General features: G+C 66.8%; 17 protein-coding genes. 4 read left to right on the top strand and 13 right to left on the bottom strand.

All coding sequences use genetic code 11. The features are described from left to right. Positions 1-12: 12 nt before the first annotated feature. Complete coding sequence (locus Bsp3421_RS09140; protein ID WP_273998143.1) at positions 13-1,401, bottom strand: amino acid permease; 1,389 nt, start codon at positions 1,399-1,401, stop codon at positions 13-15. 343 nt (positions 1,402-1,744) lie between these two features. Here Bsp3421_RS09140 and Bsp3421_RS09135 point away from each other — a divergent pair, with 343 nt between their 5' ends. Beyond that, positions 1,745-2,218, top strand: a complete 474-nt coding sequence (locus Bsp3421_RS09135; RefSeq protein ID WP_273998142.1) for an Lrp/AsnC family transcriptional regulator — start codon at positions 1,745-1,747, stop codon at positions 2,216-2,218. An 84-nt stretch (positions 2,219-2,302) separates the two neighbouring features. Here the strand turns inward: Bsp3421_RS09135 and Bsp3421_RS09130 are convergent, their stop codons facing one another. The 6 genes from Bsp3421_RS09130 to Bsp3421_RS09105 all read right to left on the bottom strand — a co-directional run bounded on the left by Bsp3421_RS09130 (position 2,303) and on the right by Bsp3421_RS09105 (position 6,355). Next, positions 2,303-2,599 (bottom strand): protease inhibitor I42 family protein, encoded by a 297-nt coding sequence (locus Bsp3421_RS09130; RefSeq protein WP_273998140.1) that lies wholly within the window; start codon positions 2,597-2,599, stop codon positions 2,303-2,305. A 12-nt stretch (positions 2,600-2,611) separates the two neighbouring features. After that, entirely contained in the window at positions 2,612-4,315 is a 1,704-nt protein-coding gene (locus Bsp3421_RS09125; RefSeq protein WP_273998139.1) for a C1 family peptidase, read from the bottom strand. Beyond that, positions 4,312-4,530 carry a hypothetical protein gene (locus tag Bsp3421_RS09120; RefSeq protein WP_273998137.1) on the bottom strand — a complete coding sequence of 73 codons (219 nt, stop codon included), beginning with the start codon at positions 4,528-4,530 and terminating at the stop codon, positions 4,312-4,314. Before Bsp3421_RS09120 ends, Bsp3421_RS09125 begins: the two co-directional genes overlap by 4 nt. A gap of 284 nt (positions 4,531-4,814) precedes the next feature. Next, a complete protein-coding gene (locus Bsp3421_RS09115; RefSeq protein WP_273998135.1) occupies positions 4,815-5,357 on the bottom strand; it encodes a hypothetical protein in 543 nt (180 codons plus the stop codon). A 32-nt stretch (positions 5,358-5,389) separates the two neighbouring features. Then, a complete protein-coding gene (locus Bsp3421_RS09110) occupies positions 5,390-6,025 on the bottom strand; it encodes a hypothetical protein (RefSeq protein ID WP_273998134.1) in 636 nt (211 codons plus the stop codon). Between the two features lie 99 nt (positions 6,026-6,124). Continuing rightward, positions 6,125-6,355 (bottom strand): hypothetical protein, encoded by a 231-nt coding sequence (locus tag Bsp3421_RS09105; RefSeq protein ID WP_273998132.1) that lies wholly within the window; start codon positions 6,353-6,355, stop codon positions 6,125-6,127. Between the two features lie 417 nt (positions 6,356-6,772). Here Bsp3421_RS09105 and Bsp3421_RS09100 point away from each other — a divergent pair, with 417 nt between their 5' ends. From Bsp3421_RS09100 to Bsp3421_RS09090, 3 genes are all read left to right on the top strand, one after another. Then, positions 6,773-7,483: a lytic polysaccharide monooxygenase gene (locus Bsp3421_RS09100; protein WP_273998131.1), complete on the top strand. Its 711-nt coding sequence runs from the start codon at positions 6,773-6,775 to the stop codon at positions 7,481-7,483. 287 nt (positions 7,484-7,770) lie between these two features. After that, positions 7,771-9,462 (top strand): phospholipase C, encoded by a 1,692-nt coding sequence (locus tag Bsp3421_RS09095; RefSeq protein ID WP_273998130.1) that lies wholly within the window; start codon positions 7,771-7,773, stop codon positions 9,460-9,462. Positions 9,463-9,577: 115 nt separating this feature from the next. Further along, a complete protein-coding gene (locus tag Bsp3421_RS09090) occupies positions 9,578-10,999 on the top strand; it encodes a cytochrome-c peroxidase (protein ID WP_273998129.1) in 1,422 nt (473 codons plus the stop codon). Between the two features lie 15 nt (positions 11,000-11,014). Here the strand turns inward: Bsp3421_RS09090 and Bsp3421_RS09085 are convergent, their stop codons facing one another. The 6 genes from Bsp3421_RS09085 to codB form a co-directional block, all read right to left on the bottom strand. Then, the gene (locus tag Bsp3421_RS09085) at positions 11,015-11,266 is read right to left on the bottom strand and encodes a hypothetical protein (RefSeq protein WP_273998126.1); all 252 of its coding nucleotides are present in this window, start codon (positions 11,264-11,266) and stop codon (positions 11,015-11,017) included. A gap of 291 nt (positions 11,267-11,557) precedes the next feature. Next, positions 11,558-12,880 (bottom strand): TIGR00366 family protein, encoded by a 1,323-nt coding sequence (locus Bsp3421_RS09080; protein ID WP_273998125.1) that lies wholly within the window; start codon positions 12,878-12,880, stop codon positions 11,558-11,560. Positions 12,881-13,406: 526 nt separating this feature from the next. Beyond that, entirely contained in the window at positions 13,407-14,708 is a 1,302-nt protein-coding gene (locus Bsp3421_RS09075) for a chloride channel protein (protein ID WP_273998122.1), read from the bottom strand. 143 nt (positions 14,709-14,851) lie between these two features. Next, complete coding sequence (gene codA / locus Bsp3421_RS09070) at positions 14,852-16,108, bottom strand: cytosine deaminase (RefSeq protein ID WP_273998120.1); 1,257 nt, start codon at positions 16,106-16,108, stop codon at positions 14,852-14,854. Then, a complete protein-coding gene (locus tag Bsp3421_RS09065; protein ID WP_273998119.1) occupies positions 16,105-17,340 on the bottom strand; it encodes a PucR family transcriptional regulator in 1,236 nt (411 codons plus the stop codon). Before Bsp3421_RS09065 ends, codA begins: the two co-directional genes overlap by 4 nt. Positions 17,341-17,344: 4 nt before the next feature. Next, positions 17,345-18,607, bottom strand: coding sequence for a cytosine permease (gene codB, locus Bsp3421_RS09060; protein WP_273998118.1), 1,263 nt, complete (start codon positions 18,605-18,607; stop codon positions 17,345-17,347). Between the last annotated feature and the right edge of the window lie 369 nt (positions 18,608-18,976).

Here is an 18,976-nt window from a genome sequence, read left to right as displayed (position 1 = left end):
GAGGAAGCCTGCTCAACGCGCCGAGGCGCCGCTCCGTTGCGCATCATAACCCACGTTTTTTTGGCGAAACCGGTAGCCCACGCCGAGCACCGCGAGCCACACCGGGATCAGGTACACGGACAGCCGCAGATCCGGCGTCAGGTACATCACGACCAGGATGCCGGCCATGAACACGAGGCACAGGTAATTCGTCAGCGGATAGCCGAGGCTCTTGAACACGGTGTCCTCGCCGAGCGCGCGCTTGGCCTGGCGGAACTTCAGGTGGATCAGGCTGATCATCGCCCAGTTGATGATGATCGCCGACACGACGAGCCCCATCAGCAGCTCGAATGCCTTGCCCGGCATGAAGTAGTTGATCACCACGCACAGCGCGGTGGCGAGCGCCGACGCGCCGAGCGCGACGAGCGGAATCCCGCGGCGGTTCACCTTGAGCAGCGCGCGCGGCGCGTTGCCCTGCTGCGCGAGGCCGTACAGCATCCGGCTGTTGCAATACACGCCGCTGTTGTACACCGACAGCGCTGCCGTCAGCACGACGAGGTTCAGCACGTTCGCGACGAGGTTGCTGCTGAGCGCGTGGAAGATCAGCACGAACGGGCTGCCGCCCGACACCACCTTCTCCCACGGATACAGCGACAGCAGCACGCCCAATGCGCCGATGTAAAAAATCAGGATGCGGTAGATCACCTGGTTGGTCGCGCGCGGGATACTGTGGCGCGGATCGTCGGCCTCGGCCGCGGTGATGCCGACCAGCTCCAGGCCGCCGAACGAGAACATGATCACCGCCATCGACATCACGAGGCCGCTCACGCCGTTCGGGAAGAATCCGCCGTGCCGCCACAGGTTCGCGACGCCGGCCTCGGGCCCGGCCTGGCCGGTGAACAGCAGGAAAGCGCCGAACACGATCATGCCGATGATCGCGACCACCTTGATGATCGAAAACCAGAACTCGGTCTCGCCGTACGACTTCACGCTCGCGAGGTTGATCGCGTTGATGACGACGAAGAACACCAGCGCCGACATCCAGGTCGGCACGCCCGGCCACCAGTACTGCACGTAGATGCCGACGGCCGACAGTTCGGCCATGCTGACGAGGATGTACAGCACCCAGTAGTTCCAGCCCGACAGGAAGCCGGTGAAGTGCCCGCAATACTTGTTCGCGAAGTAGCTGAACGAGCCGGCCACCGGCTCGTCGACCACCATCTCGCCCAGCTGCCGCATGATGAAGAACGCGACGATGCCGGCCACGCCGTAACCGAGCAGCACCGACGGGCCGGCCATCTTGATGGTCTGGGCGATGCCGAGGAAGAGCCCCGTGCCGATCGCGCCGCCCAGCGCGATCAGCTGGATGTGGCGATTCTTCAGCCCGCGCTTGAGGCCGTCCTTGTTGTGATCCGAACCCATGTCTTCTCCACACGCTCCGCCTTGCTCGAAAGCGGCGCGCCTTCGGGCGGGCTCGCGAGGAGCCGCTCCGGGCGCTGTTTTACTGTTACCGGCAGCCATGCGTGGTCCCTACGCGCGGCGCCGAATCGGGGATTGCAATCTTCATGCAGCGAGCCTCATCGTCCGTCCAGCGGGCTGACCGCCCCCGCGTCCGTCGCGCCTCGGCGCACCGATTTCTTGATCCAGCACAAAAATCGGCGCTCAGTTTAGCGCTGACACGATGAAATGGGGTTTCGTACGCCCTTCATGCAAACCCTACATTATGAGATAAGATTGCATCCAGGAGACGTCTGAGGAAATAAAAATGCAGGAACCTGTTCTCGACCGCATCGATCGACACTTGCTGGGCATCCTGCAGGAGCACGGCCGCACCAGCAATCTCGAACTGGCGAAGGCGGTCGGCCTGTCGCCCGCGCAAACCCTGCGGCGCCATCGCCGGCTGGAGGAAATCGGCGCGATCCGCCGCTACGAAACGCGCCTCGACCCCGACACGCTCGGCTTCGGCGTGACCGCGTTCGTGCAGGTGACGATGGAGCGCGGCCATATCCGCGACCTCTCGAAGTTCCAGACGCTCGTGGCCGAACTCGCGCAGATCCAGGAGTGTTTCTCGGTGACGGGCGACATCGACTACGTGCTGAAGGTGGTCGCGGAGGACCTGAAGGGATTGTCGACGTTCCTGCTCGACACGCTGATGCGTATTCCCGGCGTGAGCGGAGTGCAGTCGAGCGTGTGCCTCGACGAGATCAAGTGCACGAGCGCGATGCCGATCCGGGCCTGAGAACGGCGCGGCCGCGCAGGGTCGCGCGCGCGGATCGGGCCCACCTTCGGGCCGCCCCGCGCAAGCGACGCCCGAGCGCAATGCTCACGCGACGTGCACCTCGATCTCATGCGACGCCCGCGGCGCGGCGTGCGGTTCGAACGCGCGCCCCTGGACGCAGCGGACGATCGTCCTGCCGGCCGCGAGGCCGGTGATCTCGAACCGTTCGTCGACGCTGCGGCTGCCCGGCGCGCCGGGCGCGGCCGCCGGCTCCGCCGCCGCGCGCTCGACGCGCACGACGCCGGGGTCATCGACGGACACCGTCCATCGATAACCCGCGGCGCCGAGCCCTTGAAGCACGACGACACGGCGCTCCTGCACGTTCAGTTCAAGCTGCTCCATGCGACTCCGCCGTCAATGCACGGACCCGAACACCGGGCCCGCGTGCCACCCGCCTCCGTCGCGCCAGAAATGCTGCAATGAGCCGTTGGACAGTTCCGCGACCAGCTCCAGGTTGAACGGGAAGCTCGACTCGATCAGCCCCAGCACCGCCGTCACCGTCTGACCGGCGACGTTCGTCCCGAACGTCGCGCTCTGGCTCCACTCGGCGCTCGTGCCGGGCTGCGGATTGCCGGGCGTCCACCAGTGCTGGATCTGCCCTTTCACGGCCACGCACAGTTCATAGTTGCCGGGGACGGTTTCCTCGCTCGCGCCATACTGCGAGCGGATCATCACAGGCGGGCTCGCGACGTCGGCGCCGAAGGTCTCGCACGCGACCCAGCCCTTGTTGTTCGGGTCGTCGCGCCACCAGCGCTGCATCTTGTTGCCCGCCGCCACGCAGACGAGGTCAAGCCCCGCCGGCGTGCCGATGGTCATGCCGCCGCCCGCGGCCCAGCGCTGCGTGAGCGTCGCGCCGCTCAACAGGATACCGCTGCCGAAGGTCGCCTTCGATGCCCACTGGCCGTTGTTGTCCGCATTGTCGCGCCACCAGTTCTCCAACTCGCCCGTCGCGCGCCGCACCACGACCTCGAAATTGCCGGGGCCGCTGCTGTTGACCTGGATGAAGCCCGGCACGCCCGCGGCGTCTTTCGGGCCGAAGATGCCGCCGTCGACCCACGCGCCGGACAACTGATTGAAGAAACAATGGCGCAACTGCTTCGAGGTGCTCAGATAGACGCCCTCGAAATTGCGGAAGTAGGTCGATCCGAGGAAGCTCGGCACACCCGCGCAATCGTAGCCGCTCGTGTTGAAGTTCGGCGCGAGCGACACCTTGGGCAGCGTCTCCGCCAGCGTCCAGGCCTGCGTCTGGCCGTTGCGGTAGTAATGGCGAATCGCGTTCTCCGGGCCCGGCCCCCACACTTCGAAATTGCGATGCAGGTTGCCGTCGCCGCTCTCGTACATGTTGCCGTTGTGCAGCCGGCGCTTCGACCACGGATCGGGATTCGTCGCGGAACCGAGAATGCCGCAGCACGAGTAATACTCGAGCCCATGCTCACCCTGGCCGTAGCCGAACCAGCCGTAGCCGCCGGTTCCCCATGAGGTCCCCCAACTGTTGCGGATCAGCCAGGCCTGCTTCGCATCGTCATAGCCGACGATGACGATGCAATGCCCGTCGCTCGGCAGATTCTGCGGGTTCTTGTAGATATAGACTTCGTTGTTCTGGCACGCGCCGTCGAACTCCGGATAGCACGCGAAGCAGGCCGTGATCGGGCCGTTGGTGTCGATCCAGGTCTTCATGTCGGCCGCGCCGCCCAGCGTCACGTAGCCGTCGAGCTTGCAGGTGCGGCCGAGCCGGTCGGCGCTCGGCTCCGCCACGCTGCTCGTTTGTTCATAGGGCCAGCAGCCGGGGTCCGCGACGCCGTTGGTCTTGATCCAGTCGAGCACGCCGTTGGGCGAGCCGCCGGCGCATTTCGAATGCGCGCCGAAGAAGAGCGAGACCGCATCGCCCACGTCGCCTTCCGAACGCGGGCACCAGACGCCGTGCTCGATCCTCAGCATCGCCTCGAAAGCGCCCACCGCCGAGAAGATGTAGCAGGACCCGCAGCCGCCCTGGTCCTTGATGTTCGTGAGCCAGGGCCAGCCCCAGCGATTGCGCCAGTCCACCGAGCTTGAGCTCATTTGATGTCTCCTTTCTCGGCAAGCGGCGGGAGAACCACTTCGCGCAATTCGGCCGGCAGCGTCTCGGCCTTGAGAAAGCCTTGCTGGATTCTCAGCTGGCGCAGCATGGGATTGGAGCTATCCACGCCGAGAATCGCGGACAGATCGACTTTCGCGATGTCCGCTGCCTTGGGCACTTGCGAAAGATCGCAACCTCTGGGATATCGGGTAGCCATAACGTCTCCTTGTTCATGGGTTCCTCGTTCGAACGAAAACGCCGTGGCGGCTCGTTGCGCATCGTGTCGGCGGCACGCGGACCATGCGTTTTTCGACATGCCCCCAGCATCGCGGGCATATCCCCACGGAGTCGAATTGTTTCGCAATCCCAATATAGAGGGTGTAATTGAACTCGGCGGAATATTTATCGATCGTTTTTCGGGGGCGGGCGATGCATTGAAAACGGCCCGGCGCGCACCGTCGTGACGCGCGACTGTCATGCGGCAGTCATGCGGACGTCGCGTCACTTCCAGTCCCGAACCGCGTCCCGCACCTGTATCAAGGCCTTCGTGCGGCCCGCTGCGTTCGGTCCCGCTTCTTCCAGATCGCGCTTGACGATGCGATCGAATACCTCGGGAAACGCGCTGCGCAAATAGGCAAGCTGGTTCAGCACACCCGTCACCTGATCGCGCACCAGCGATTCGTAAGTCGTTCGATCGATGTCGTGCGGCAGCAGCAACACCGGCGTCGGCTCGACGAGCGAGCCGTTGACGACGTTCTTGCGCATCAGGTCGGCGCGCGGGAAGTAGGCGTCGCCCGCGCAATAGGTGATCGTGTAGGTCGGATTCGATCGCGCGATACGCAAGCGGAACATGCCGCTTTCAGCCTGCGATTTCGCGGCGTCGAGCGGCGTGTCGCCATAGGTCGGGCATCCCTTGCCGAGCGGATCGCCCGATTTCAGCCCGGGCCACGCCGTGACGTCCGCCGCGACCGGCCGCCCGGTGCGAAACTCGACAACCCGCCCAGGGTGATCCAGGACGCCGTCCGCGTGAGCGAACCCGACCATGCCGCTCCATGCCAATGCGGCCGCGGCCAATGTCACACCCGCTTCAAGAACACGCCTGCGCATATGCATAATGCGACTCCCGCGAAACCGATCAAGCCGAGGTATAAGGACATCGCCGCGACGGACAGCCTATTCACGGCATCCGGTTCATTGCGCACGACGACGCTCACGCGCTGCATGTCGAGCGGCCGGTCGCAGATCACGCTGAGCCCCTGCGGCGCCGCGAAGCGCTGAATCTCGATCATGGGCGTCGCCCTGTCCCAATCAATCTGCACGGCCTGAGTCGGGGCCGCGGGATCCTCATCGAGCATCCGGCACGACGGATCGAGCGGAGACGGCAGCAGCACGCGCAGATCATGCGCGCGGCTCGCGGCGCGCAATTGGAAGCCCCGGGCGTCCGTGGCGGCGTCGAAGCGGATCGTGTCCGAGGCGAACCAGCAGCAGGCCGCGATGCCCGCCGCGATCCAGATCAGGATGACCGCCGCCCATCGTCTACCGCCCCGCGCGATCATGAGTGCGCATATCGACGACACCAGCATCGCGATGCAGTACAAACCGATCGGCTTCACCACCGGATAATCCGGTTTGATCGGCAAGGTTGCGGTCGCAACGGCAATCACCGCCGACAGCAGGGCAACCACCATACTGATCCGTTCGGATTTCGTCATGTCTCGCCAATCCACCGGAAAGATTGAATCCGCGCCAGCCGCATGTGGAACGCGCCGTCGCACGTGACGTCGCCAATCCTGGTCGCTCTTCAATATAGGTCAACCAAGAGGCGAGAAAATCGCGATGGAAACGACGTGCGATGCGGTGACCACGTCGCGCAAGTCGAGAAGGCGGATCAGGGCATCGCGTTGCTTCGTTCGCCGCAGCGATTCGAAGCGGCCCATCACGGCAGCGGCGCGCGCTCGCGGTTCATCGACGAGGCATCGCGATCGGGTTGGCAGGCACATCGGCACGTCGTCGCATGCCGCGATCACGTGCGCCCCGCGCAAGACACGCACTCGCGGCCCCCTACGGCCCGCGCTTTCAGCTTGCCCCGCGTCGCGTCGCCTCGATAAGGAAATGAAAGCGTCGAGTTTTGCATATCCGACAATTCCCCAACACTACCAATTCTAGGTAGCTGCCTCCGCCATCCCATCCAGGCTAAGCTTGGCGCGTGCAATCAAGCTGCACGGGCGCTTGCCGCGCGCCGCCCCGGCGCCGTCGCCCGCTTTACGATTGCATGACCCGATCCGGATTCCGACAGGCGAGCCGTCAGGCGCATCGTCGCGCGCCGGCGCGGCTGCGCGCCGGAACCGGGCAAACCGATCCCGCCACCCGGGATACCTGCGACGCGCCGCGACGACCCGTGCCGGGCTCGCCGCGCGCAGCGCCGCCTCACGTCACTTCACTTGATCCGAGGGGGTTACATGAAGCAGTTGATCCGACGTCCGCTCACTTCCGCCGCCGTGCGCACGCTGGCCGGCGCGCTGCTGGTCGGCTTCGCCGCCGCCGCCGGCGCGCACGGCCGCATCACCGATCCGCCGTCGCGCATCGTGCTGTGCACGCTGGGCCAGAACCCGAACTGCGATATCGACGCATGGCAGGCCAACGCGATGGAGAACGGCAAGTTCTTCCCCGCGACCCAGGGCGGCCTGACCGACCCGTTCGCGCCGGCCGATGCGAAGAACGCACCGCCGCCGCCCGACGGCGACATCGCGGGGGCAAGCACGGGCGGCAGCGTCACGGTGCTCGACGAACAGTCGCCCGATCGCTGGACCAAGGTGCCGCTGCGCTCCGGCGCGGTGCAGAGCTTCAAGTGGGAATTCAGCGCCGTGCACAAGACCCGCCGCTGGAACTACTTCATCACCCGCGCGAACTGGGATCCGACGCAAAAGCTCACGCGCGCGCAGTTCGAAGCCACGCCGTTCTGCACGATCCAGAATCCGGGCCAGCCGTACTGGGATCCGAACGCCAACCTGGTCCCGCAGCAACCGACCATTCACCAATGCCAGTTGCCGGTGCGCACGGGTTATCAGGTGATCCTCGCGGTCTGGGAAGTCGCCGACACCGCGATGGGCTTCTATCAGGTGATCGACGCGTACTTCACCAACGACAGCACGACGCGCCGTCCGTTCTGACGCCGCCGCGCCGCGACCTTCATGCCGCACTGGTCGCGGCGCGCGCCCCCGCCCGCCCGCGTTGTAATTACATCGACAATTCGCAGTAACGCCCGCGAAAGCCTTCCGACTCCATAACTTCATACCTAACTGTTTCAATGCTGCTGCTTCGAAGCCGGACCCGGGCGAACCACGCGCGACCGGCCTCGATGCGACATCCGAAACGTATTCGGTTCATGCCGTCCCACAAGAGCTGTCCCATACGGGGAAGTCAATAAACGGACGGCTTTCCAATGGAGTCCCACAAGATGCTTCGTCGAGCTTTGATCGCCACGGCGTGTGCCGGTTCGGCCATCGCCCTCTACGCCTGTGGCGGTACCGACAGTTCGTCGCCCGCCGCGTCGTCGACCACTCCGGTCGTGTCGTCGCAGGATGCGCTCAAGACCACCACGCCCATCAAGCACCTGGTCGTGATCTATGGCGAGAACGTATCGTTCGACCACTACTTCGGCACCTATCCGAACGCGACCAACCCGTCGGGCGAGCCGACCTTCAACGCCGCATCGGGCACGCCGACCGTCAACGGCCTCACGGCCGCGCTGCTGAACACGAATCCGAACGCGGCCAACAGCGCGAACGGCGCGGGCGCCGCCAATCCGTTCCGCCTCGACCGCACGCAGGCCGCGACGGCCGACCAGAACCACGCGTACACGGCCGAACAGCAGGCCTACGACAACGGCCTCGCCGACCTGTTCCCGAAATACACGGGCTCGGGTTCGAGCGGCGGCGCAGGCGCGTTCGGCACCACCGGCCAGGTGATGGGCTACTTCGACGGCAACACGGTCACCGCGCTGTGGAACTACGCGCAGCGCTTCGCGATGAGCGACAACGCCTATACCTCGACCTACGGTCCGTCGACGCCGGGCGCGCTCAACGTGATTTCCGGCCAGACCAACGGCATGCAGATCGTCAAGACCTCGAAGGCCGTGTCGACGCTCGCGAAAAGCTCGTACTACATCAACGACGGCCAGTCCGGCTACACGATGATCAACGACGTCGACCCGGGCTACGACGTGTGCTCGAGCACGACCGATCAGGCGATGATGTCCGGCAAGAACATCGGCGACCTGCTGAACGCGCAGGGCGTCACGTGGGGCGGCTTCATGGGCGGCTTCAACCTGTCGACGACGAACGGCAACGGCACGACGGGCTGCAAGCGCAGCACGATCGCCACCGCCGTCAACGCCTCGACCGCCGACTACATCCCGCACCACAACTGGTTCCAGTACTACGCATCGACGTCCAATCCGCAGCACACGCGCTCCAGCTCGCTCGCGGCGGTCGGGTCGAGCGTGCAGAGCGACGGCAAGACGGCCGAGCCGGCGAACCACCAGTACGACACGGATGACTTCTTCGCCGCGGTGAAGGCCGGCAACTTCCCGTCGGTGAGCTTCCTGAAGGCCCCGGCCGCCCAGGACGCGCACGCCGGCTACTCGGACCCGCTCGACGAGCAGGCCTTCGTCACCAAGGTGATCAACTTCCTGCAGCAGCAGCCGGACTGGCAGAACACCGCCGTGATCGTCACCTACGACGACTCGGACGGCTGGTACGACCACGCCTACGCTTCGCCGACGCGCGCCTCGTTCGACGCGATCGACCAGCTGAACGGCAACGCCCAGTGCGGCTCCGGCACCGCGACGACGGGCGTCGGCGGCGCGACGGTCAACGGCCGCTGCGGCCCGGGCACGCGCATTCCGTTCGTCGTCATCTCGCCGTGGGCGAAGCAGAACTACGTGAGCCACACGCTGATCGACCAGGCCTCGGTGGTCCGCTTCATCGAGGACAACTGGCTGAACAGCACGCGCATCGGCGGCGGTTCGTTCGATGCGACGGCGGGCGATCTGCGCGATCTGCTCAACCTGAGCGGCAGCGCGAACAGCAACACGCTGTATCTGGATCCGACGCTCGGCACGGCCGTGGCCACGCCGCCGTCGATCTGACCTGAGCGAAACGGGCGGCCTTTCGCCCGTTCGAACGGCCGGCGCCTGGCGCCGGCCTTTAGCCTATCTGGCGCCACGGCGCCAGCCCGACATTTCGCCACGAGACCGCTTCAGCATGACCGAGTTTTCCGCTTCCCGTCCGGCCGCCGGCCCGTCGTCCGACTCCCCTCCCAAGCGTGCGCGCCGCCCGCTGCGCATCGTCGCGTGGCTCGTCGCGGCCGTCGCGCTCGGCGGCGCGGCCCTCGCCGCCGCGTTCCCGGCCGCGCTGCCCGCGCCGGCCGCCGAATTCGTCGCCGACCTGACGGGCGCGAACCCGCACCCGGTGGTGCTGCAACGCCCCGCCGCCGCGCCGCTCAGCGCGGTCGCGCAACTCGGCAAGACGCTGTTCTTCGATCCGACGCTGTCCGCATCGGGCCGCCAGTCGTGCGCGTCGTGCCACAGCCCCGCGCATGCGTACGGCCCGCCGAACGATCTCGAAGTGCAACTCGGCGGCAGCGCGCTGTCGCAGCCCGGCTATCGCCCGCCGCCCTCGCTGACCTACCTGTATCGCCAGCCGAACTTCAGCATCGGCCCCGATACGTCGGAGAACGACGACGCGGCCAGCGTCGCGCAACTCGCCGCCTCGTCGGCCGACGTCGTGAAGGCGCAGAAGACGGCGGGCGTCGCCGCCGCGCCGCAGATGGTGCCGCAAGGCGGGATGTTCTGGGACGGCCGCGCGGACACGCTCCAGCAGCAGGCATTCGGGCCGCTGCTGAATCCGGTCGAGATGGCCAACCCCGACATCGACACCGTCGCGCGCAAGCTCGCGCGGGCGCCCTACGCGCACCAGTTCACGCAGTTGTTCGGCGCGCGCATCTTCAACGATGCGCGGCTCACCGTATCGGAGGCGATGTTCGCGATCGCGCGCTATCAGGTCGAGGACCCGTCGTTCCATCCCTACAGCAGCAAGTACGACCACTGGCTCGAAGGCCGCGCGCGGCTCACGCGGGCGGAACTGCGCGGCCTGCGGCTGTTCAACGACCCGAGCAAGGCCAACTGCGCGGGCTGCCACCTGTCGAAGCCGAGCGCCGACGGCCTGCCGCCGATGTTCACCGACTACCAGTACGAGGCGCTCGGCGTGCCGCGCAATCGCGCGCTCGCGCAGAACCACAACCCGGCGTTCTACGATCTCGGCATCTGCGGCCCGTTCCGCCAGGACCTCAAGGACCAGACCCAGTACTGCGCGATGTTCCTCACGCCGACGCTGCGCAACGCGGCCACGCGCCACGTGTTCTTCCACAATGGCGTGTACCACACGCTCGATCAGGTGATGGACTTCTACAATGCGCGCAACACCGATCCCGGCAAGTTCTATCCACGTGGACCGGATGGCAAGATCCTCAAGTACGACGACATTCCCGCGCAGTATCAGGCGAACGTCGACGTGACCGACGCGCCGTTCGATCGCAGGTTCGGCGATCAGCCGGCGATGTCGAAGCAGGACATCCAGGACATCATCGCGTTCCTGAAAACGCTCACCGACGAACCGGCACGCTGAACGCGGACGCGGCGTTCAGCACGACGCGACGAAGCGCGCGAGCGCGGCGTCGCGGATCTCGAACACGTCGAACAGGCCGAGCGCGCGCAGCGCCGGCAGGAGTTCGGCGAGGTCGCGCGCCGCCTCCTCGCGCGCGGCCGCCGTGCCGGCGGGATCGCCCCAGACGCGCGCGCTCGCCAGGAACGCGCCGACACTGCCCTTGCGGACCGTGACGCCGTCGAGCGTCACGTGGTTCACCGCGTCGGGCAACAGGACTTCAGCTTTCATGGATGACTCCGGAGAAGAAGGAGTCGTCACGATAGAGGGCGCGCGCGGGCGCGGCTCCGCTTTCACGGCCAATCGATACGTCATCCGCGCCATATCCCATTCAGCCATTCAGCCCGTCAACTCACGTATGCGACGCCCGTTCGGTTCCGGATGACGGCGCGCTTTCATTTTCGGTCAGCCACTTTGGAAGATCCGTCCGGGAATCGCGAAGATTGGTCTTTATCTGTCGTGAATCGTACGGCGCTGTACAAGGATGCGCGGCCGGCAACCACCGGCCGCGCACCGCCCCGCTCAGAACAGGTACATGCCGGCAACGAACACGATGCCGGAGAACAGCAGCGTCGTCACGCAATACCCCATGATGTCGCGCACCCCGAGGCCCGCGATCGCGAGCGCCGGCAGCGCCCAGAACGGCTGCGCCATGTTGGTCCAGGCCTCGCCGTAGGCGATCGCCATCGCCGCCTTGCCGAGGTCCGCGCCGAGCGCCTGCGCGGCCGGCATGATGAACGGCCCCTGCACGACCCAGTGGCCGCCGCCCGACGGCACCGCGAAATTGATCACGGCCGAGCTGATAAACGCGAGCAGCGGGAAGGTGTGGACGTTGGCGACGTCGACGAACCAGTTGGTGATCACGCCGGCCAGCCCGGAATGATCCATCAGCGCCTGGATGCCCGCATAGAACGGGAACTGGATCATGATGCCGGACGCGCCGCGCGCCGCGCCGGCCACCGCGCGCGCATAGGCCATCGGCGTCTTGTGCAGCAGGATGCCGGCCGCGAGGAACGCGAGGTTGACGGTATCGATGTCGAGCGCGAAGCCCTTCTGCGCGAAACGCACGCCGAGAAAGCCGAAGCACAGCAGCGCGACGAACGCGGACAGCAGCCGGCTTTCCTCCATCCGTTCCGCGAGCGTCGCGTCCGGGCCGAGCTTGCGCTCGACGCTCGGCGGATCCTCGAGCAGCTTCGGATCGACCGTCACGACGGCGTCCGGTTTCGGCATCATCAGGCGCGCGAGGAACGGCAGCATGACGATCAGGCCGATCGTGATGAACGCGTTATAGCCGGTGAAGATCGTATCGGACACCGGGATCAGGCCGATCGTCTTTTCCATCGGATTGCCCTTGGTCGCCGCCACGAGCGGAATCGATCCGGACAAGCCGCCGTGCCAGCTCAGGAAGCCCATGTAGGCGGACGCGACCAGCAGGCGGTAGTCCGTGCCCGGCACGCGGCGCGCCACCTCGCGCGCGAGCATCGCGCCGAGCACGAGGCCGAAGCCCCAGTTGATCGCGCACGCGAGCGCCGCGACGAACGCGACCAGCATCACGCCCTGGCCCGGCGAGCGCGCGGCGCTCGCGAGCGCGACCAGCACGCGCTTGACGGGCCCCGAGCTGGCCAGCGCGTGGCCCGTGACGAGGATCATCACCATCTGCATCGAGAAGGCGAGCAGGTTCCAGAATCCGGAACCCCACAGCAGCACCAGTTGCGCGGGCGTCTTCGGCGTGAGGCCGAACGCGAGCGCGAAAGTCGCGATCGTGAGCAGCACCGCGAAAATCAAGGGGTCGGGCAGCACACGGTGCACGACCTGGGTGAAAAAGCTCGAAATGCGTTGAATCAACTGTCGTCTCCTCTTCTCTCGTCTGTCTATGGGTTCGCGGTCGCGGCAGTGCGCGGGAACCCGGCGGATTCTTGCATAAAACCGCCTGAATTGCTGCTGAGAGAGGCCGCGCCGAAGGCGGTCGGGCACCTTGCAAACGATGCGGCGGCCTGCCTGCAATCGCATCGAATCGCATCGAATCGGTTGCGATCACAACGTATCGTGGACCGGCCGTGGTTGCGCGAACGCGGCGCGACCTCACGGGCGCGCGGGATGAAAGGAGAATGAAGCACGGGATCCGATGCTTTGCCGGCCGTCATCGCGGCAGCGCCAGCCGAGGATCCGCGGGATCGCCTGCGGCGACGACCGGCTCGACCTGGACGCTACGCCGGCATCGTGTTCCGCCACGCGGGCGATCGCCTGCGGCGCGGGCCATGGACATGCGCGTCATCGGCGTCGGGACGCCTCGCACCGCCGTCGCGCGTCATCGACGATCCGCGCGCGCTGCCCGCCCCGCTGCTGCGCGCATGGCACGCAGCGCCTGCCGTCAGCGGTCGACGCGCCGCGCGAGCCGATCGGCCGTCACGATCGCGCCCGCCACGGCGAGCAGGATCGGAAACAGGAAATCGTGGTCCACGCGCGTGAATTCGAGCATCAGCACCACGGCCGTCAGCGGCATCCGCATCGAGGCGGCCAGGAACGCCCCCGCGCCGACCACCGCATACGCACCGAGCGCCGTGCCCGGCCACGCGAGGCTCCACGCTCCGCCCAGCACGATCGCGAGCAGCGCGCCGTTGGCGATGCCCGGCGTGAGCAGGCCGCCTTCCGCGCCCGCGCGCAGGCTGCCGAGCGTGATCGCCACCCGCAACGCGAGCAGGGTCGCCGCGAGCCCGATCCCGAGGCCGCTGTCGAAACTCAGCCCGGCCGGCCCCTTGCCGTTGCCCAGCAATTGCGGAAACCCCATCGCCAGCACGCCGATACAGGCGAAATTGAGCAGCGCGAACACCGGCAGACGCCAGTCCTTCGGCGCCGCGCCGCGCGCACGCTCGGCGAGCCGCGCGAAACCCCAGGCGGCCGCGCCGAACAGCGGCCCGCACACGGCCGCCCAGACCACCAGCGACGGCGTCAGCGCGAGCGCCGGCACCCGGTACTGGTGTTCGTTGCCGAGCCCGATCCAGGCGACCAGCGCCGCGATCGCCGAGGTGGCGAACGCGGGCGCGAGCGCACGCCAGCCGAACGAACCGATCAGCACTTCGAGCACGAACACCGCGCCGCCGAGCGGCACGTTATACACCGCCGCGAGCCCCGCGCCCGCGCCGCAGGCGACGAGGATCCGGCGCTCGTCGAGCGACAGTCCCGCGCGCCACGCGAGCCACCCGGCCCACAGCGCGCCGATCTCGCGCGGCGCGACCTCGCGCCCGAGCGGCGATCCGAGCGCGACCGTGACGATCTGCAGCAGCGCATGGATCGTCGTGCTCGCGGGCGGCAGACGCGGATCGTCCGACGCCACGGCCCGCCGGATGCTGACGAGCGGCCGCCCGAAGCGGTACAGCGCCCACCAGCCGCCGCCCGCGACCACGCCGCAGCCGATCAGCACCAGCACGCGACGCAGCGGCGTGGTGCCGGTCACGCCTTGCAGGAAACTTTCGTCGCTGATCAGGTGCGCGGCGCTGTAGCCGTAGGCGAGATGCTGGATCCCGTGCAGCAGCAGCGCGAGCGCCATCCCGCCCAGCCCCGCGCCCACGCCCGTCAGCACCGCGGCGAGCGCGAATGCGACGCGCGCGCGCGCCGGCGGGCGCGGCGCGCGAAAGGATTCAGCGGGAACGGAAGACTGGGAGGAAACCGACATGGCAGCGCTCGACGAGAATCACCGAGGCGCCGCCCGGCGCCTCATGGCTGGCGCTCATCGTAGGCGCGGCCCACTCATGAGGCAAATTGATTTTTTGACTGAATCAATGCGCCCGATACATGAGATGCACGCGCCGCCGTCGCTCACACGCCCTGCGCGGCGCTCGCCGGATAGCTGAGCCGCTCGGGCTCGCGCCGCAGGATCACCTCGCCGCCCCGGATCGACACGCGCGCCTTCGCCTGACGGCGCACCGCTTCGTAGTCGCTGTCGGCGTCGAACACCAGCAGGTTGGCGGGCCGCCCCGCCTCGATCCCGTAGCGCTCGCCGAGGTTCAGCGCCTTCGCGCTGTGGTCGGTCACGAAATCGAGGCTGCGCTGCAGGTCGTCGTAACCCATCATGTGACAGATATGCAGGCCCGCATCGAGCACGCGCAGGATGTTGCCGTTGCCGAGCGGATACCACGGATCCTGGATCGAATCCTGCCCGAAGCAGACGTTGAGCCCCGCCCGGTCCAGCTCGCCGACGCGGGTCACGCCGCGACGCTTCGGGAACGTGTCGAAGCGGCCCTGAAGGTGGATGCTCTCGGTCGGGCACGACACGAAGTTGATCGCCGAGCGCTTCAGCAGCCGGAACAGCTTCGAGCAGTAAGCGTTGTCATACGAGCCCATCGCGGTCGTGTGGCTCGCCGTGACGCGCGCGCCCATCCCGCGCACGCGCGCCTCCTCGGCCAGCACTTCGAGGAAGCGCGAATGCGGATCGTCCGTCTCGTCGCAATGCACGTCGACGAGGCAGCCCGTGCGCTCGGCCAGGTCCATCAGGAAACGGATCGAGCTGACGCCCTGCTCGCGCGTGTTCTCGAAGTGCGGAATGCCGCCGACCACATCCGCGCCCATCTCGACCGCACGCTCCATCAGCGCACGCCCATTGTCGAACGACTCGATGCCCTCCTGCGGAAACGCGACGATCTGCAGGTCGATCAGGCCGCGCGCCTCTTCCCGCACCTCCACCATCGCGGCAAGCGCGGCCAGCGTCGGATCGGTGACGTCGACATGGGTGCGCACGTGCTGGATCCCGTGATCGCGCAGCATGCGGATCGCCGTGTGGGCGCGCGTCTTGGTGTCCTCGTGCGTGATCGTGGCCTTGCGCTGCCCCCAGCGCTCGATGCCCTCGAACAGCGTGCCGCTCATGTTCCACTCGGGATCGCCCGCGGTCAGCACGGCGTCGAGATGGATGTGCGGCTCCACGAGCGGCGCGATCGCGAGCTGACCGTCGGCGTCGATGTCGTGCGCCGCCGCGGCGATGCGCGCCGGCTGCGGCTCGACGCGCGCGATCAGCGCGCCGTCGAGCTCGATGCTGAACAGGCCGTTGCGCTTGCGCAGCTTGGCATTGACGATTTTCATGACAGCTCCTGGCGTTGGGCGTCCGCCATCCGCCACGCGAGCAGCGCGACGGAAGCGTTCAGACGGAAATGCGGGTCGGCAAGCGATTGCCCGGACTGCGTCTCGATGCGGCGCAGCCGATGGTTCAAGGTATTGCGGTGGATCGACAACTGCTCGGCCGCCCGGATCGTGTTGCCATTCTCCTGCAACAGCGCCTCCAGCGTTTCGATCAGCATGGTCGGATGCTTGCGGTGGCTGTCGACGAGGCTGCCGAGCGTTTCCTTCACGAAGCCGTCGAGCAGCGAGGGATCGGGAATCGCGGCGAGCAGCTTCAGCACGCCCAGCTCGCTGTAGTCGCACAGGCCCTTGCCCGCGCGCATGCTCTCGGCCACGCCCAGCGCCTGGCGCGCCTCGCTGAGCGCGCGCCCGTAGTGATGCGCGGCGGACACGGTCGCCGACACGCCGATGAACAGCGTCAGCGCGCCGAGCTGGCCGCGCAGCGCGTGGTGCAGCGCGGCCAGCTGCTGCTTGCCCTTGCGGAACTGCGCATCGTCGCAGGGCATCAGCAGCACGAACAGCTCGCCCTGGATCACGGGCGGCAACGCATCCTCCTGCTCGCGGCTCCAGGCATCGAGGTGCCGCTGCACCGCCTGCCGCGCATCCTGCAACATCGCCTCCGCGGCCTCCGGCTGGTGCCCGTCGAACAGCGCGGGCACGCCGGACAGCCGCAGCGCGACCGCGCGGCGCGGCGCATCGAGCCGCAGTTGGAGATTGCGCGCGCGATGGCTCGCGATCTCCAGGCTCGGGTAGTCGCCCGTCAGCAGCTGGTTCAGGATGTCGCGCTGCGAGCGCAGCGTGTTCTCGTGCCGGACGAGCGCCGTGCCGATCAGCTGCGTGACGATCACCATCTTCAGCAGATACGGCTGCTCGATGAGCGGCATGTCGAGCGACTGCGCGAGCTCGATCACCGAATCGGGAATGCGGCGGATGAACGCCTCGCCCGTCAGGATCACGATGCCCGCGATGCGGCTTTGCGCGCCTTCGCGAATCAGCTGCAGCAGGTTCTGCTCGTCGCGCGGATGATTGATGCCCGTGACGAACACCAGTTCGCCGCCCATCACCCAATCGGCGATGCCTTCGTTCTCCGCCACGTAGTACCAGCGCGCCGCGCGCTGCACGCCGCGTTCGCCCGCGCGCAGCCGCAGTTCGCCGAGCCCCGGCAATTGGAGGATTTCACTGACTGTCAGGCTCATCGGCTTACTCTCCCCGCGCCGGCGCCGCGCCCGCCGGCCGGCGGGCGAACTGCACGAGCACGACATAGCTGAGCGCCGAGGCGGCGATCCCGACGATCGGCGCGATCCACGGCGACGCATAGGCGAGCGCCGCGCCGATCGCGTACGCGCCGAGCCCCGCGACATTGAAGCGCGGCAGCTGCGCCGACGCGAGCGTCGGATAGCGGCCGCGATGGCGATACCAGTAGTCGGCCATGATCACGCCGCCCACTGGCGGGATGATCGAGCCGAGCAGGATCAGGAACGGGATCAGCAGCTCGTACATGCCGCCGATCGCGAGCACGATGCCGATCGCCGCGCCGACGAGCGTGAGCGTGCGGCGGCGCTCGGTGCGCAGCAGATGGCACGCGGCCGCCGACACGTTGTAGATCGTCGGGCCCTGGATCGTCCACAGATTCAGGCACAGCATCACGACCGCCGCGATCGACAGCCCTTGCAGCAGCATCACCTCGACGATGTCGGGCTGCTGATAGACGATCGCGCAGTACGCGCCCGCGATGATCATGAGGCCATTGCCGACGAAAAAGCCGATCAGGCTCGCGAGCACCGCGGTGCGCCCGTTCGGGGCGAGACGCGTCCAGTTGGTCGCCTGCGTCGCACCGCTCGCGAACGTGCCGAACACCATCGTGATCGCGGCGGAGAAACCCATCGGGTGGGTCGGCACGATCTTCACGAGGCCCGCCCAGCCGCCGATGTCGCGCGTCGCGATGCCCATCGAGATCACCAGCAGCGCGAACATCAGCGGCACCGACACGCGCGACAGCGCGTCCATGCCGCGATAGCCGATGATCGCGGTGATCGCGAAACCGAATCCGAACAGCACCATGAGCGGCGTGGTGACGCTCGCGGGCCAGCCGAGCAGCTTCACGAGCACGATCGCGACGGTGGCCGTGCCCCACGCGTACCAGCCGAGCTCGGCGAAGCCGAGCAGGAAGTCGGACAGCTTGCTGCCGATCTCGCCGAAACAGAAGCGCCCCATCAGCACCGAGTTCAGCCCGCTGCGCGACGCGATCAGCGCGAGCGCCGCCGCGTAGACGGCCAGCAACAGATTGCCGATCACCGCGATCCACAGCATGTCGACGATATTGAACGCGACGCCGATCTTGCCGCCCGCGAACATCGTGCCCGTGAAAAAGGTGAAGCTGAGCAGCACCATCGTGATCGACAGCAGTCCCTTGCGCTCCTCTCTCGGAACCTCGCTCAATGAAAACTCGCCCTGCGTACTCATGGTTCTTGATCTCCGGCGTTTCAGCGTAAATGGCCGCCACACTGTGATCTCAGTGTGCGGACCCGTTCGCAAAATCGGCTGACTTGTGCTGGTTGATATCGGAAACAGGGCGTCATGCTGCGGATCGAACAATCAGCATTGTTCATGCTGCACATTGAATCGCGCCTGTTGGCAGCCGCCGCGCTATTTTAATGTGCAAACCGCTGAAGAAAACAGGACGATCATCAATTGAACGGATTTTTATCGAATCAGGAACGGCGGGATACCTGGACAATGAGGCGATGCGCGGAGGGCTATTGGATAATCGGGATGAATTAGATGGGGGAGCGATTCGTTCCGACCGGGATTATTGGCGCGGTAGCGCTGTCG

Origin of the sequence: Burkholderia sp. FERM BP-3421 (genome assembly GCF_028657905.1) — a bacterium.
GTDB lineage: Bacteria > Pseudomonadota > Gammaproteobacteria > Burkholderiales > Burkholderiaceae > Burkholderia.
Note: the sequence above shows the minus strand (reverse complement) of the source record. Positions and strands in the feature narration are given on the sequence as shown.